At 67.7% G+C, this 14429-nt stretch carries 11 protein-coding genes and 1 tRNA gene; 7 read left to right on the top strand and 5 right to left on the bottom strand.

Features of this window, described 5'->3' with window-relative positions; genetic code table 11:
* The first annotated feature begins 40 nt into the window (after positions 1-40).
* The gene (locus tag ACWPMZ_RS06255; RefSeq protein ID WP_455703143.1) at positions 41-841 is read left to right on the top strand and encodes a hypothetical protein; all 801 of its coding nucleotides are present in this window, start codon (positions 41-43) and stop codon (positions 839-841) included.
* 99 nt (positions 842-940) lie between these two features.
* Positions 941-1090: a hypothetical protein gene (locus ACWPMZ_RS06250; RefSeq protein WP_455703142.1), complete on the top strand. Its 150-nt coding sequence runs from the start codon at positions 941-943 to the stop codon at positions 1088-1090.
* On the opposite strand, the gene recG is transcribed toward ACWPMZ_RS06250, so the two are convergent.
* On the bottom strand, positions 1091-3151 hold the full coding sequence (gene recG / locus ACWPMZ_RS06245; protein WP_455703141.1) for an ATP-dependent DNA helicase RecG: 2061 nt from the start codon (positions 3149-3151) through the stop codon (positions 1091-1093).
* Between the two features lie 45 nt (positions 3152-3196).
* On the opposite strand from recG, the gene ACWPMZ_RS06240 reads away from it, so the two are divergent.
* Positions 3197-3460: an FAD assembly factor SdhE gene (locus ACWPMZ_RS06240; protein ID WP_455703140.1), complete on the top strand. Its 264-nt coding sequence runs from the start codon at positions 3197-3199 to the stop codon at positions 3458-3460.
* 117 nt (positions 3461-3577) lie between these two features.
* The gene (gene mfd, locus ACWPMZ_RS06235; RefSeq protein WP_455703139.1) at positions 3578-7075 is read left to right on the top strand and encodes a transcription-repair coupling factor; all 3498 of its coding nucleotides are present in this window, start codon (positions 3578-3580) and stop codon (positions 7073-7075) included.
* Here the strand turns inward: mfd and ACWPMZ_RS06230 are convergent.
* Entirely contained in the window at positions 7072-7842 is a 771-nt protein-coding gene (locus ACWPMZ_RS06230) for an EAL domain-containing protein (RefSeq protein WP_455703138.1), read from the bottom strand. The two genes, mfd and ACWPMZ_RS06230, sit on opposite strands and share 4 nt — an antisense overlap.
* A 147-nt stretch (positions 7843-7989) precedes the next feature.
* On the opposite strand from ACWPMZ_RS06230, the gene ACWPMZ_RS06225 reads away from it, so the two are divergent.
* From ACWPMZ_RS06225 to ACWPMZ_RS06215, 3 genes are all read left to right on the top strand, one after another.
* Complete coding sequence (locus tag ACWPMZ_RS06225) at positions 7990-8778, top strand: NAD kinase (protein WP_455703137.1); 789 nt, start codon at positions 7990-7992, stop codon at positions 8776-8778.
* Positions 8779-8862: 84 nt separating this feature from the next.
* Positions 8863-8937: transfer RNA gene (locus tag ACWPMZ_RS06220), tRNA-Asn, on the top strand.
* Positions 8938-9089: 152 nt separating this feature from the next.
* Positions 9090-11429, top strand: a complete 2340-nt coding sequence (locus ACWPMZ_RS06215; protein WP_455703136.1) for a beta strand repeat-containing protein — start codon at positions 9090-9092, stop codon at positions 11427-11429.
* A gap of 133 nt (positions 11430-11562) precedes the next feature.
* Here the strand turns inward: ACWPMZ_RS06215 and ACWPMZ_RS06210 are convergent, their stop codons facing one another.
* From ACWPMZ_RS06210 to ACWPMZ_RS06200, 3 genes are read right to left on the bottom strand one after another with little or no spacing between them, the layout of a single operon-like run.
* Positions 11563-12303 carry a class I SAM-dependent methyltransferase gene (locus tag ACWPMZ_RS06210; RefSeq protein WP_455703135.1) on the bottom strand — a complete coding sequence of 247 codons (741 nt, stop codon included), beginning with the start codon at positions 12301-12303 and terminating at the stop codon, positions 11563-11565.
* Between the two features lie 46 nt (positions 12304-12349).
* On the bottom strand, positions 12350-13555 hold the full coding sequence (locus ACWPMZ_RS06205; RefSeq protein ID WP_455703134.1) for an MFS transporter: 1206 nt from the start codon (positions 13553-13555) through the stop codon (positions 12350-12352).
* Positions 13548-14414: an SMP-30/gluconolactonase/LRE family protein gene (locus ACWPMZ_RS06200; protein WP_455703133.1), complete on the bottom strand. Its 867-nt coding sequence runs from the start codon at positions 14412-14414 to the stop codon at positions 13548-13550. Before ACWPMZ_RS06200 ends, ACWPMZ_RS06205 begins: the two co-directional genes overlap by 8 nt.
* Positions 14415-14429: the final 15 nt, after the last annotated feature.

The following is a 14429-nucleotide window of genomic DNA, read 5'->3' as shown; positions in this document are numbered from 1 at the left end:
CATCATGGGAAACATTGTCGCGCCCGAGGGAGACGAGAGCATGCGGCGTGTGTTGGCTTTGATGGTCGCGCTTTGTTTGGGCGGCGCAGCGCAGGCGCAGCAGATGCCGCCGGTCGACTGGAGCGGCGCGTGGCATGTCACCGCTTTCGGATTTTACGAGGTTCCGCCCGGAACGCCGTTAGACGCTCCGCCGCCCCCGCCGGACGATCCGCGCCGGCACCCGCCCTACACGCCTGAGTTCAAGGCGATCTACGAAGCCAACCAGAAGCGGGTCGCCGAAGGTTTGTTTCCCGATCCTGTCAGCACCTGCGGCACGCCGATCGGCTGGCCGCGCGTCCTCGCCACGCCCGACGGGTACGAGTTCATCGTCCGGCCCGAACAGACTTGGATCCTGACCGAGAACGGTCCGAACATCATGCGCATCTACACCGACGGGCGCGATCACCCGTCGGAAGAAGACCTGTGGAACACCTACACCGGGCACAGCGTCGGCCAGTGGAACGGCGGCACGCTCACCTTCGACACGGTTGCTCTCAACGGTGTCGGGCAGGTCATCCTGAACCGTGCGGGCGTGGTGTTCAGCGACAAGTTAACCGTAAAGACCACGGTCCACGAGGACCCGGCGAGCAGGCTGCTGGTGTTCGACCTGATCCTGGAGGACCCGGTGGCGCTTACCCGCCCATGGCCGCTGCGCGTCACGTTCGAACGCTACCCACCGGGAACCAACATGTGGGATTACGCCTGCGCGGAGAACAATCGCAACCCGGTCGACGCAAACGGATGGACGCAGACGCTCGACACCGAGGGCAAAGTCATCGACGTGGCGCCTGCCGGCGACTAAGGGGGCGCATCCCCTGTCCTGATGACAGGCAATTACGTGACACGTCAGGTCGGCGTTAGCGGGCTATGGGCGCGTGTCGCAAAAAGGCCCCCGCCCCCAATGATAAAGAGACTTGCCCGGCCGGCGCATGCCGCCATCCTGCGCGAACAGGCGCGCCGCCTCGAGCAGGAGGCCGCCGCGCTGCTGCGCCTGGCGGACGAGATTGAGCGCGAGACGGGCGAGGATCCCGCCCTGCCCGAGCTCGACTGATCAGCCGCCCCTGAGCAACTGCACGCCCCAGTCGCGTTCGAAAAGGTAGAGCAGTATCCGGGCGGACTCGCCGCGCTCGCCGGTGAGGCCGCCGTCGCGCTCGACCAGCAGCCGCGCATCGTCGTGGGCCATGGGCAGGAGGCGCTGGATCTGTTCGAGGTTGGCGACGCTGAACGGCGTATCGCCGCTCTGGCGGGTACCGAGCAGCTCACCGCCCCCGCGCAACTTGAGATCTTCCTCGGCCAGGCGGAACCCGTCCTGCGTTTCGCGCATCAGCGCCAGCCGCTGTTTCCCCGTCTCGCTGAGAGCATCGCCGCGCAACAAGAGGCAGATACTCTTCTTCTCGCCGCGCCCGACCCGGCCGCGCAACTGGTGAAGCTGGGCAAGGCCGAAGCGCTCCGCCTGCTCGATGACCATCAGCGTCGCGTTGGGCACGTCCACTCCGACCTCGATTACCGTGGTGGCGACCAGCAACCTGGCGTTGCCGGCGGCGAAGCGCTCCATCGCGGCGTCCTTCAGTTCGGGCCGCAGCTGGCCGTGAACCAGCACGACATCGTCTCCGAACCGCGCGTGCAGCGAAGCGAAGCGCGCCTCCGCGGCGGCGATGTCCTCGCTCTCGTGCTCGCGCACCATTGGGCAGACCCAATAGGCCTGGGCGCCCGCCTGAAGTTGCCCGGCCAGGCGCTCGACCACCTCGCCCAGCCGGTCCTGCGCCACAACCACGGTGTCGATCGCCTGGCGCCCGGGCGGCATCTCGTCGAGCTTGCTCACGTCCATTTCGCCGTACTGCGCCAGGGTCAGGGTGCGCGGGATCGGCGTGGCGGTCATCGCCAGGGTGTGCGGGGTGCGCCGGCCCTTCTGCGTCAGCAGCAGGCGCTGCGACACGCCGAACCGGTGCTGCTCGTCGATCACGACCAGCCCCAGGTTGCGATACTGCACGGTCTCCTGGAAGATCGCATGGGTGCCGACCACCACGTCGATCGTGCCGTCCAGCAGGCCCATCAGGATCGATTCGCGTGCCCGCCCCTTGTCGCGCCCGGTCAGCAGCGCGATGGCGACGCCGGTGGGCGCAAGCATCCGGCGCAGGGTCTCGAAATGCTGGCGGGCGAGGATTTCGGTCGGCGCGAGCAAGGCGGCCTGGGCGCCTGCCTCGACCGCGATCAGCATGGCCTCGAGCGCGACGACCGTCTTGCCGCTGCCCACGTCGCCCTGCAGCAGGCGCAGCATCGGCGCGTCCTGCGCCATGTCGCCCTCGATCTCGGCGATCGAGCGGGTCTGCGCCCCGGTCAGCGGAAACGGCAGCGCCAGCTTGGCCCGCAGCTGCCCGTCGCCCTTCAGCGGCTGCCCCCTGCGCCGCTTGTTGTCGGCCCGCACCAGCATCAGCGCCAGCGCATTGGCCAGCAGCTCGTCGTAGGCCAGCCGGTCGCGCGCAGCGGGGCTTTCCCCGCTGTGCGCCAGTTGCAGCGCGTCGCGCCACGCGGGCCATTTGTGCCTGGCCAACACGCCCGGCTCGATCCATTCGGGAAGCTCGGGCGTGCGCGCCAGCGCCTGTTCCACCAGGCTGGCGGCCTTGGGCTGGGTCAGCCCTTCGGCCAGCGAGTAGACCGGCTCCACCAGGTGACCCATCAGCCCGGAGCTGGTCTCCGCCACATGGTCGGGATGAACCATCTGAAGCATGTCGCCATAACGGTCGAGCCGGCCCGCCACCCAGCGCTTCTCCCCCACCGGCAGCGTCTTGCGGGCGGTGTAGCTTGCCCGCCCGAACCACGTCAGCGCCAGCACGTTGCCTTTCGCATCCTGCGCCAGGACCCGGTAGGGCCCACGGTTGTTGTGCGGCGCGCGGTGTTCCACCGGGGTCAGCGCGATGACGATCTGTTCGCCCTCGCTTGCTTCGTCCAGATCGGCGACCGCGCGGCGCTGCACGAACCGGTCGGGCAGGTGGTAGTCGATGTCGCGCACGCGGGTCAGGCCGAGCTTCTCGAGCGGCTTGCGCAGCTTGGGCCCGACGCCGTCGAGGCTCTCGGTATCGACGAACAGCGGATTGAGCCGATCGGGGCGCATCGCCCGGCCCTAGCCCATCGGCCGCCGCGACGGTAGGAGGCAACGATGACCGATCTTACAACCCGCCTGGCCCGCGCGCGATATCGCGCCTGGCACCGCGGCACGCGCGAGGCCGATTACACCGTGGGCGGGTTCTACGACCGCTATCATGCGCAGTGGTCCGAGGCCGATCTCGCGTGGTTCGAAGGGGTGCTGGAAGAAGAGGACAGCGACATCCTCGGCTGGGCGATGGGCACGCACGCTCCGCCGGAAAAATATCAAGGGCCGTTGATGTCTGCCCTGCAAAAACTCGATTACGTTTCCATCTAGGGTTCACATCGTTCGCCCCGACCTCCATGGCGGGCGACAAAGGCTCGCCGGCGCTGCCCTTCCAGAATGCGCCGGCGAGTTTTCGTGTGCGCCCGCAACTGTCGAGACCCGCTTCCAATGGCCGAGATTTCCCGCATCCTTTCGGCCACCTCGCCGCTGACCCTGGCTTCCCTGGCGCGCGGCGCGCAGCCGCTGGTCATGGGCGACCTCGCCCGTGCGGCAGGGCAGCGGAAGGGCGGCGGCCGCGCCGTCTTCGTCGCGCCGGACGAGGCGGCGATGCGCGCGGTGACCGACGCGGCCCACTGGTTCGCGCCGGAACTGCAAGTGATCGAGTTTCCGGCCTGGGACTGCCTGCCCTACGACCGCGCCAGCCCGGCCCTTTCGGTCAGCTCGCGGCGCCTCTCAGCGCTCTACCAGTTGCAGGCGGGGAAAGCCGAGACGCAACTCCTCGTCACTACGGTCAACGCCCTCTCCCAGCGGGTGCTGACGCCGTTCCGCATCCGCGAGGGCGTGCGCGAGCTGAAGCCGGGCATGACGATCGGCCACGACAGCCTGGCCGCGCTGTTGCAGCGGCAGGGCTACTCGCGCACCGACACGGTGATCGACAGCGGCGAGTTCGCCGTGCGTGGGTCGATCTTCGACATCTATCCCTCCGGCCTCGACGCCGGGCTGCGGCTGGACTTCTTCGGCGACGAGCTGGAGAGCCTGCGACTGTTCGATCCCGACACCCAGCGCACCACCGAGGTGATCGAGGGGCATCTGTTGCTGCCGGCCAGCGAGGCGCTGCTGGGCGACGAGAGCATCAAGCGCTTCCGCAGCCGGTACCGCGAGCTGTTCGGCGCCAACGCCACCCAGGACCCGCTCTACCAGGCGATCAGCGACGGGCGCCGTCTCGCCGGGATGGAACACTGGCTGCCGCTGTTCGAGGACAAGCTGGCGACGATTTTCGACCATCTCGGCAGCGATGATATCATCGTTATCGACAGCGCTGCCCTGCCGGCAGCCGAAGAACGCTTCGGCGACATCGAGGATTACCATCGGCAGCGCCGGGAAACGACCGGCCAAGCGGCGGGCAGCTATCGCCCCCTGCCGGTCGACGCGCTCTACCTCGGGCGTGACGAGTTCGCCGCGCAGATCGCGCAATGGCCGGTCCACCGGGCCGAGATCTTCGCCCAGCCCGAAAGCGCCAACACCATCGATTTCGGCTTCCGCTCGGCGCGCGACTTCACGCCCGAGCGCTCGCGCGGGGAGAACGTCTACGCCGCGGCGGCCGACTATCTCAATTCCGTCGCGAAGTCGGGCCGCAAGGCCCTGTTCGCGGCCTACTCCACCGGTTCGCGGGCGCGCATCGCGTCTATTCTCGAGGAAGCCGGGGCCAAGGTCCGGCTGGCCGAGACCTGGCAGGAGGCGCTCGGCGCCGCGGCCAAGGGCCCGGTCGCGATGGTCCTGCCGCTCGACACCGGCTTCGCGAACGAGACGCTCGACCTGTTTACCGAACAGGACCTGCTCGGCGACCGGCTGGTGCGGCGGCGCAAGAAGCGCAAGGATGCCGATGCCTTCCTGGCCGAACTGCAGGCGCTCAACCGCGGCGACCTGGTGGTCCACATGGACCATGGCATCGGCAAGTACCTGGGGCTCGAACCGATCGCCGTCGGGAAGAGCCAGCATGATTGCGTGATGCTGGAGTACGCCGGGGGCGACAAGCTTTACATCCCGGTGGAGAACCTCGAGGTCCTCAGCCGCTACGGCAGCAGCGAAGATGCGGTAACGCTCGACCGGCTCGGCGGCGAAGGCTGGCAGAAGCGCAAGGCGCGGCTGAAGGAGCGCATCCGCGCGATCGCCAACGAACTGCTGCGCACCGCCGCCGCGCGCGCGCTGCGCAAGGCGCCCGCGCTGGAGGTGGACGAGGCGAGCTTCATGCCCTTCGTCGACCGTTTCCCGTGGGAAGAGACCGACGACCAGGACCGGGCGATCTTCGAGGTGCTGAGCGACCTTGCCGCCGGCACGCCGATGGACCGGCTGGTCTGCGGCGACGTGGGCTTCGGCAAGACGGAAGTGGCGCTGCGCGCGGCCTTCGTCGCGGCGATGAGCGGCCAGCAGGTCGCCGTGGTCGCGCCCACCACCCTGCTCGCCCGGCAGCATTTCCAGAATTTCTCCGACCGCTTCGCCGGATTTCCGCTCAAGGTCGGGCGGCTCAGCCGCCTCGTGACCGCAGCCGAGATGAAGGCGACCCGCGAGGCGCTGGAGGACGGGACGATGGACGTCGTCGTCGGCACCCACGCGATCCTGTCCAAGAGCACGAAGTTCAAGCGCCTCGGCCTCGTCATCGTCGACGAGGAGCAGCGCTTCGGGGTCAACCACAAGGAAGCGCTCAAGCAACTGCGCGCCGACGTCCATGTCCTGACCCTCACCGCCACGCCGATCCCGCGCACGCTGCAGATGGCGATGAGCGGCCTGCGCGAGCTGTCGACCATCCAGACCCCGCCGGTCGACCGCCTGGCGGTGCGAACCTACGTGATGGAATGGGACGACATGGTGATGCGCGAGGCGCTGCTGCGCGAACACCATCGCGGCGGGCAGAGCTTCATCGTCGTGCCGCGCATCGCCGACATGGAAGAGGTCGAGCGCTGGCTCAAGCAGCACGTCCCCGAGCTCAAGGCGGTCACCGCGCACGGCCAGATGGCGCCGAGCGAGGTGGAGGAGCGGATGAGCGCCTTCTACGAAAAGCGCTATGACATCCTGCTCTCGACGACGATCGTGGAATCCGGCCTCGACATCCCCAGCGCCAACACGATCATCATCCACCGCGCCGACCGCTTCGGCCTCGCCCAGCTATACCAGCTGCGCGGCCGCGTGGGCCGCGCGAAGCTGCGCGCCTACGCGTACCTGACCACGCCGCCCGACCGGCAGCTGTCGGAAGTCGCGGAAAAGCGCCTCAAGGTCCTGGGCGATCTCGATAGCCTGGGTGCCGGGTTCCAGCTCGCCAGCCACGATCTCGACATTCGCGGCGCGGGCAACCTGCTGGGCGACGAGCAGTCCGGCCACATCCGCGAGGTCGGCTTCGAGCTCTACCAGTCGATGCTCGAGGATGCGATCCTGGCCGCCAAGGCCGGCGAAGCGGGGCTGGAGCGCGACACTGGCCCGAGCCCGCAGATCACCGTCGACGCGCCGATCATGATTCCCGAGGACTACGTTCCCGACCTGGCCGTGCGCATGGCGCTCTACCGCCGCCTGAACGATGCCGATCCGGGCGACATCGAGGGGCTGGCCGCCGAAATGATCGACCGCTTCGGCCCGCTGCCTGCGGCGACCGCCAACCTCATCCGGCTGATCGAGATCAAGCACCAGGCGATCACGGCGAACATCGCCAAGATCGACGTCGGCGCGCGCGGCACGCTGGTGACCTTCCACAAGGACGAATTTCCCGATCCCGCGGGGCTTCTCGCCTATATCGACCGGCTGGGCGAAACCGCCAAGTTGCGGCCGGACATGAAGCTGGTCATCAACCGGGCGTGGGGCGATCCCGAAAGCCGGCTCAACGGGCTGTTCCAGCTTAGCAAGGGGCTGAGCGGAATCGTCAGGAAGGCCGAAAAGCGCGAAAAGGCGGCCGCCTAGGCAGCCAATGCGGCGAAGGCCAGCGCCGTCAGCGGCTGGGCACCGAGGAAACCCTGCCACGTCGCGCAGCCTTCGCGCGCCACGATAGCCTGCTGGGCCCTGGTCTCGATGCCCTCGGCGGTAACCGACAGCCCGAGTGCCTGGGCCATCGCAAGGATTCCGCGCAGCACCGCCAGGTCGCGTGGATCGTCCGCGATGCCCTCGATCATGCTGCGATCGAGCTTGAGCGCGTACAGCGGAAGATACTTCAGGTAGCGAAAGTTGCAGAACCCCGCGCCGAAATCGTCGAGCGCCACGCGGATACCCATGGCGGACAGCGTCCGCAGGCGCGCGGCGCACAGTTCGACGTCGCCAAGCAGTGCCTCCTCGGTGATCTCCAGCGTCAGGCGCCGGGGATCGAACTTCGCCTCGGCCAGGGTCGCGCCGATCGTCGCTGCGAAATCGTCCTCGTTGAGGTCGGCCGGGGTCACGTTGAGCGAAAGGCCCAGATGGGCGGGCCATTCGTTCGCCGCAGCCATCGCCCGCTTGGCGATATGCCGCGTCAGCCGGCTTGCCTGCCCGGCGCGCCCCGCCATGTCGAACAGCGCCTCGGCCCCGATGCGGCCCAGCAGGGGATGGTTCCAGCGCGAGAGCGCCTCGGCCCCTACGAGCGCCCCGTCCGCACAGGCGTATTGCGGTTGATAGAGGATCTCGACCTGCCCCGCCTGCAGCGCGGCGTCGATCTCCTCGATCCGGCGGCTGGAGCCGCGGCGGCGATCGGCCGACATGCCGCGGCGCTCTAGTCCATTCGATATCGCTAACATCTGTGTCTGCCTTGTCGCATCCGGCCCGGCCCGTCTGCTGCCGTGCCACGCGCGTTGCAAATCGGGACGGCTCCCCATAGGTACCGCGCGGACGAGACAGCGGGCGACACGATGGGCGAGAGGAACCGGTTCGAGAGCGTTGCACTGCTCGCCTCGCCTGCGGAGCGGGCGCAGGAGGCGGCCGCCAGATTGCAGGCGGCGCGGGAATGGGCTGCGCTGGAGGATGCCGAGGCCGTGGTCGTCCTCGGCGGCGATGGCTTCATGCTGCAGGTCCTGCACCAGATGCTGGACGACGGGCGGGTGATCCCGGCTTACGGGGTCAACCTGGGAACCGTGGGTTTCCTAATGAACCGCTATCGTGCCAACAGCGATCTGACCGAACGGCTGGCCAAGGCGCGCCGCATCACCGTGCCGCCGCTCAAGATGGAGGCCACGACCCAGGGCGGCGAGACGGTGAGCTACAACGCCATCAACGAGGTCTCGTTGCTGCGCGAAACGCGCCAGACCGCCAAGATCGAGGTCGAGGTCAATGGCAAGGTCCGCATTCCCGAACTCGCCTGCGACGGCGTGCTGCTGGCGACGCCGGCAGGGTCGACCGCCTACAACTACTCGGCCAACGGCCCCATCCTGCCGCTGACCTCCGAAACGCTGGCACTGACCCCGATCAGCCCGTTCCGCCCGCGGCGCTGGCGCGGGGCGATCCTGCCCGACAGCTCCGAGGTGGTTTTCCGTGTGCGCGAGCCGGACAAGCGCCCGGTGGCCGCGGTGGCCGACCAGAAGGAAGTGCGTGACATCGCCGAGGTCCGCCTCGCCGTCGACCACGGCAAGGATCTCACCCTCCTGTTCGACCCGGGCCACAGCCTCGACGAACGCATCGTCAGCGAACAGTTCGCGGCCTGAAAGCAGCCTGTCTATCTGGCTGATACCGGGGCTTGCCAAAGCCGAATCCCGCCCATATAGGCGCACCCCTGCCGTACCGGCTGCTCCCCGATAGCTCAGCGGTAGAGTAGGTGACTGTTAATCACTTGGTCGTTGGTTCGAATCCAACTCGGGGAGCCACTAAAGCGCATATCGCGGAAATTAACTTGTGTTATTTCCGTTGATTGCGCGATTTGCACGTTGAAAATGAAACCAACGCGTTAGCTCGCCGTATAGATTTCTCCACACCGCCGACGGCCTTCCTCGCCGTTCGCAACTCCCAGGAGAAATCAATGGCGACTTTTAACGGCGGCGACGGTGCCGATACCTTCAATGGCGGCGACAGCAACGATACGGTCAACGGCGGTGCCGGTAACGATATCCTCAACGGCGGCGGCGGTGACGACGTCATCGACGGCGGTTCCGGGGACAATGTCATCATCGGCGGCACTGGCGATGATACCTATACCTACACGCTCGGCGTCGGCGGGGCCGATTTTGTCGATCTCGGCGCCGGGAATGACCGGGTACTCGTCGGTGGCAACGGCGCACCCTCGACCCAGGTCAGACTGACGTTCACGAGCAGCGAAGTCGGCAACGGCAATCCGCTCGACGGGAACACGCAGACCAATCAGGACGGCGGCCTGGCGGTTCGCTTCCAACCCGAAGATTCATCGGGTAACCTGAACGGCCCGCTAAGCCGTTATGACGACGAAGGAATCAGCTTCTTCGCGGCCGCGCCGAACACGACTTTCGACGTGCGCGACCTCGTCAGCGGCGCGGCGCGCGGCGACCAATTCCTCGGCGTCGTGCTCGGCACGATGGGTGACGACACGCTCACCTTCACGCCCGAACGGGCCGGCTTGGCGATTTACTACAACGCGGGAATGGGCAACGACACCATCATCGCCAGCACCGGCAACGACTTCCTCGTCGGCGGCGCGGGCAACGACACGCTCGACGGCGGCGCGGGCAACGACAACTTTATCGGCGGCGGCGGTAACGACACCATCATCGGCGGGGCCGGCAACGACACTGCGACCATCACGCTTGCCACCGACGGCGCGGACTCGATCAACCTCGGCGACGGTGCCGACATCGTCAACGTCACGGCCGCTTCCGGCAGCCAGGTGCGTCTGACCTTCACCAGTGCCGAAGTCGGCAATGGCCTGTCGAATGACGGCAACGTCATGACGAACCAGGACGGCGGGCTCGCTGTTCGGTTACAGGCCGAAGACGGCGCAGACGGGCTCACCGGCCCGGTCACGCGGATCGACGACGAGGGCGTGACCTTTATCGCCTCCGCCGGGGCGACCTTCGACGTGCGCGACCTCGTCTCGGGCGTCCAACGGGGCAACTTCTTCGAGATCGTCACCCTGGGCACCTCGGGCGCCGACACGCTGACGGCCATTGCGGCCACCCGGCCGTATTACTTCAATGGCGGCGCCGGGGATGACACCATTACCGGCGGCAGTGCGGTCGACTTCCTCGTCGGCGGTGCCGGCAACGACACGCTGAGCGGCATGGGCGGCAATGACCAGTTCCTTGGCGGCGGCGGGATCGACGCGCTGGCCGGCGGCGATGGCGACGACACGCTGAACGGCGGCGCCGGCGCCGACGTGCTGTCCGGCGGCGCGGGCATCGACACCGCGACCTACGACGACACCGCGGGCTCGGTGTTCGTGAATCTCTCGACCGGGCAGGGCTTCGGCAACGCCGCCCAGGGCGATACGCTGTCCGACATCGAGAACCTGCTTGGTTCCGTGATGGGTGACGTCCTCATCGGCTCCAACGGGGCGAACCGGCTCGACGGCAATGCCGGGGACGACGTTCTGATCGGTGGCCTCGGCGCCGACACTCTCGTCGGCGGGGCAGGCATCGACACGGCGAGCTACGAGGACAACCAGGGCGCCGTGTTCGTCAATCTTCTCGCTGCCGCGGGTTCGGGCAATGCAGCCCAGGGCGACGCCTATGTCTCGATCGAAAACGTCACCGGAACGGCATTCCGCGACACGCTGATCGGTGACAATGGCGCCAACCGGCTCGACGGCGGAGCCGGAGACGATGTGCTGATCGGTGGACTCGGTGCGGACGTGCTCGTCGGCGCGGCCGGCAACGATACCGCAAGCTACGAGGACAATCAGGGCGCCGTGACGGTGAACCTGAACACCGGAGTAGCCACTGGCGGAGCGGCAAACGGTGACACGTTCTCCAGCATCGAGAACGTGACCGGCACTGCCTTTGCCGACGTGCTGACCGGCGATGGCGGAGCCAACGTGCTCAATGGCCGGGGCGGGGCCGACTCCCTCACCGGGGGCGCGGGTGCCGACCACTTCATGTTCGACACCGCTCTCGGCGGCGGCAACGTGGATACCATCACGGACTTCGTGTCGGGCACCGATCGCATCATGCTCGACGATGCGATCTTCACCGGCCTGACCCCCGGGTCTTTGGCAAGCGGGGCGTACGGTAGCGGCACCTCGGCGACCACGGCCGATCAGAAGCTGTTCTACAACTCGGCCACCGGCGGGCTCTTCTTCGATGCCGACGGCAGCGGAAGCGGCGCGGCGGTTCAGTTCGCAACGCTGCAGCCGAACCTCACGTTGCAGGCGACTGACTTCGCCGTCGTCTGATCGACCGATCACGAGAGTGGTTTCTTCGCCCGGAGCCAGGCTCTCGAGCGATTGAAACAGAAAAAAAAGAGAGCCTCCCCGCCGAACCGGCTGGGAGGCTCTCCTTTTTGAAGCCGGGCTTCTCGTGCGGCTTTTAGCCCGCCTTGCGGAACCGCAGGGCGAACTTGTCGCTCGTGGGCTGGACCTCGCGCGGATTGGCGGTGTGCGGGTCGTTGGGGTTGTCGAGCAGGTTGCTGCGTGCATCGAGCGCAAACCCGGCCGCCGTGACCTGGCGGACGACTTCCTCGCCGTCGATGCGGTGCAGCGTGCGCGTGGCCCCCGCACCGGTGCCGGGCGCATCGTGATCCTCCACGAAGAAGATGCCGCCGGGCTTGAGCGCCTTCGCGGTCTGCTCGTTGATCGCCGCAATCGAACCGCCGTTGACGAAGTCGTGGTAGTTCTCGGTCGTCCACGCCAGATCGGCCAGTTCGGGCAGCAGGAAGTTGGCGAAATCGACCGGCACGACCTCGACGTTGCCGTACTGTTCGGCAATCGCCTTCAACCCGTCGAGCGCGCCCTCGCGCTGGGCGAACGCTGCCGGGACCAGGGCGTAGACCTTGCCCTCCGGCCCGACGGTTCGCGACAGCAGGCGCGTGTAGTAGCCCCCGCCGGGCGCGTATTCGATGATGTGCATGCCCGGTCTCACGCCAGCAAAAGCGATGATCTCGGCCGGCTTGCGCAATCCATCGCGCGCCCTGTCGGCTGCCGGACGCAGGGGGTCCGCCACGGCGATCGCGATCGCCTCCGCGGCGTCGGGGCCGGCGGCCATGGTCGTCGTGCAGCCTGCTGTGGCGAGCGCCACGGCGGCGGTGGCGATGAGGGCGAACCGGCGCATATCTCTCTCCCTGTTGGTGTTTCCGAGAGCCTACCGGGTTTTCGCGTTACGGCAAGGCGGCCCGTTCGCGCGCCGCAAGTTGCAGGGCAAGCGGCACGATCAGCGCGATCATGACCGCGCCGGCATACCAAGGCAGGTCGTGGCCGGCCTCGTAGATCAGCCCGAAGGTCGGCGGGGCGACGATGCGGCCGAAGGCGTTGCTCGCCATCAGCAGGCCCATGACCGAGCCCTGCCTCTCAGGCGGGACCGTGCGGCTGGTGAGCGCCCCGGCGGTGGGGAAGGCCAGCGAATGGCCCATCATCAGGACGCCCATCAGCGCGACCGCGACGTATTCCTGCCGCATGATCGGCTGCAGCAGCATCGAGGCGGCGAGGGTCGCCAGGCCCAGCGCGATGATCCGTCCCTCGCCGAAACGCGTCACCAGCGGCTGCAGGAAGAAGAGCTGGATCACCAGGCCGCCCATGCCGATGGCGATGAACGCCAGGCCCAGGTCGCGCGCGGTCCAGCCGAAGTTGGCTTCGCTCCACAGGCCGTAGACCGCCTCCATGCTCGCGAACGCGGCGATGCCGAAGAAGCTGATGACGAACAGCCGGAACAGCACGGGGTGGGTCGTCACGTAGGCATAGCCTTCGCTGTACCGCGGCAGCGGCGCGGCCCTGCCCAGCGGCTCGCGCGCGTTCTTAAGCACGACAGACGACCATAGGCAGGTCACGGCGCACAGCACGGCGGCAGCCAGGATAGGGGTGCGGAAATCGGCCAGCGTTTCGCCCTGCCCGGCCAGCAGACCGCCGATCGCCGGTCCGAAGGCGAAGCCGACCGAAAAGCTCGAACCGAACAGGCCCATCGCCTTGGCGCGCTTTTCCGGGGGCGAGGCATCGGCCAGGAAACCTTGCGCCACGCTGAGGGTTCCACCGAAAAAGCCGTTGACCACGCGGATGCCGATGGCGAGCCAGAGGGTGGGCGCATAGGCGAAGGCGACATAGGTCAGCGCCGCGCCCGCCGTGGTCCAGATCATTACCGCGCGCCGCCCGTGGCGGTCAGACTGGCGGCCCCAGAATATCTCGCCCAGCACGTTGCCGAAGCTGTAGGCGGCGAACAGCAGCGCCACCTCGAACGGCCCGGCACCGAACAGCTGGCCGTAGAACGGCAGCAGCGGCAGGATCAGGCTGAACCCGGCGATGTTGACGAACACCGCGAACATCAGCGGCATCATCCGCCGGTAGTCGATCTGCCCGGCAGGCGCTTCAGCCATCGTAGCGCGGCTCCGGCAGCCCCTTCACGCCCAGACCGTCGATGACGAAGATCGCCCCGTCGTCGGGCCCGGCGGTGCGCCCCGGGATGAAGCTGGGGTCGATGGTGGGGACGAACAGCCGGTCCAGTTCGGGCCCGAAAAACATCACGCTGGCGGGGATGCGGGTCGGGAACGGGATCTCGCGCAGGACCTCGCCCGCCGGGGAGATGCACAGGATCACCCCGCCCTCGCAGATCGCCGACCAGATGTTGCCGTCGGCGTCGACGGTGGCGCCATCTGGGATGGGCCCCCACCGGCTGACATCGATCAGCGGCCGGCGGGCAGAGATATCGCCGGTCTCTATCGCATAGTCGTAGGCATAGATCGTGTGGCGCAGGCTGTCGGCGTGATAGAAGGTTCGGTCGTCGGGCGACCAGCACGGGCCGTTGCCGAGGAACACGTCGCCGTCGATCTTGCGCAGCACGCCCGCTTCCAGCGAGTAGACGCCGCCGCGCGGCTCCTGCATCGCGCGGTGGCTGGTGCCGAAGACGAAGCGCCCGCGCCGGTCGACCTTTCCGTCGGCCAATTGCACCTCGGGATCGGGCGGATCGAGCAGCACATGGGGTTCGAGCGCGCCGCTTGCGAAATCGAGCGTGAACACGCCGGTCCCCAGGGCGACGATGGCCCCGCCGCCGCGGCGCAGCGCCATCGAGCCGACGATGTCGGGCAGGTCCCAGCGACGATGCGCGTCGGTTGCGGGATCCCAGCGATGGACCGCCCTGCCTGTTATGTCGACGTAGTAGCAGGCTTGTTCGGCGACGTCCCAGACGGGCCCCTCGCCGACCCCGCACTTCGGCAAATCGAGCCTCGTGATCCGCACCGGCGCCTCCCTTCC

This window comes from Tsuneonella sp. HG222 (assembly GCF_053819185.1).
The sequence above is the reverse complement of the archived record's forward strand: the minus strand, read 5'-3'. Positions and strand labels throughout refer to the sequence as shown.

What these genes read in the sequence shown, in the direction of transcription:
- ACWPMZ_RS06225 (WP_455703137.1), top strand. Translation starts at nt 7,990, where the DNA reads ATGGGCGAGAGGAACCGGTTCGAGAGCGTTGCACTGCTCGCCTCGCCT.
- ACWPMZ_RS06230 (WP_455703138.1), bottom strand. Translation starts at nt 7,842, where the DNA reads ATGTCGGCCGATCGCCGCCGCGGCTCCAGCCGCCGGATCGAGGAGATC.
- ACWPMZ_RS06210 (WP_455703135.1), bottom strand. Translation starts at nt 12,303, where the DNA reads ATGCGCCGGTTCGCCCTCATCGCCACCGCCGCCGTGGCGCTCGCCACA.
- ACWPMZ_RS06215 (WP_455703136.1), top strand. Translation starts at nt 9,090, where the DNA reads ATGGCGACTTTTAACGGCGGCGACGGTGCCGATACCTTCAATGGCGGC.
- ACWPMZ_RS06205 (WP_455703134.1), bottom strand. Translation starts at nt 13,555, where the DNA reads ATGGCTGAAGCGCCTGCCGGGCAGATCGACTACCGGCGGATGATGCCG.
- recG (WP_455703141.1), bottom strand. Translation starts at nt 3,151, where the DNA reads ATGCGCCCCGATCGGCTCAATCCGCTGTTCGTCGATACCGAGAGCCTC.
- mfd (WP_455703139.1), top strand. Translation starts at nt 3,578, where the DNA reads ATGGCCGAGATTTCCCGCATCCTTTCGGCCACCTCGCCGCTGACCCTG.
- ACWPMZ_RS06255 (WP_455703143.1), top strand. Translation starts at nt 41, where the DNA reads ATGCGGCGTGTGTTGGCTTTGATGGTCGCGCTTTGTTTGGGCGGCGCA.
- ACWPMZ_RS06250 (WP_455703142.1), top strand. Translation starts at nt 941, where the DNA reads ATGATAAAGAGACTTGCCCGGCCGGCGCATGCCGCCATCCTGCGCGAA.
- ACWPMZ_RS06240 (WP_455703140.1), top strand. Translation starts at nt 3,197, where the DNA reads ATGACCGATCTTACAACCCGCCTGGCCCGCGCGCGATATCGCGCCTGG.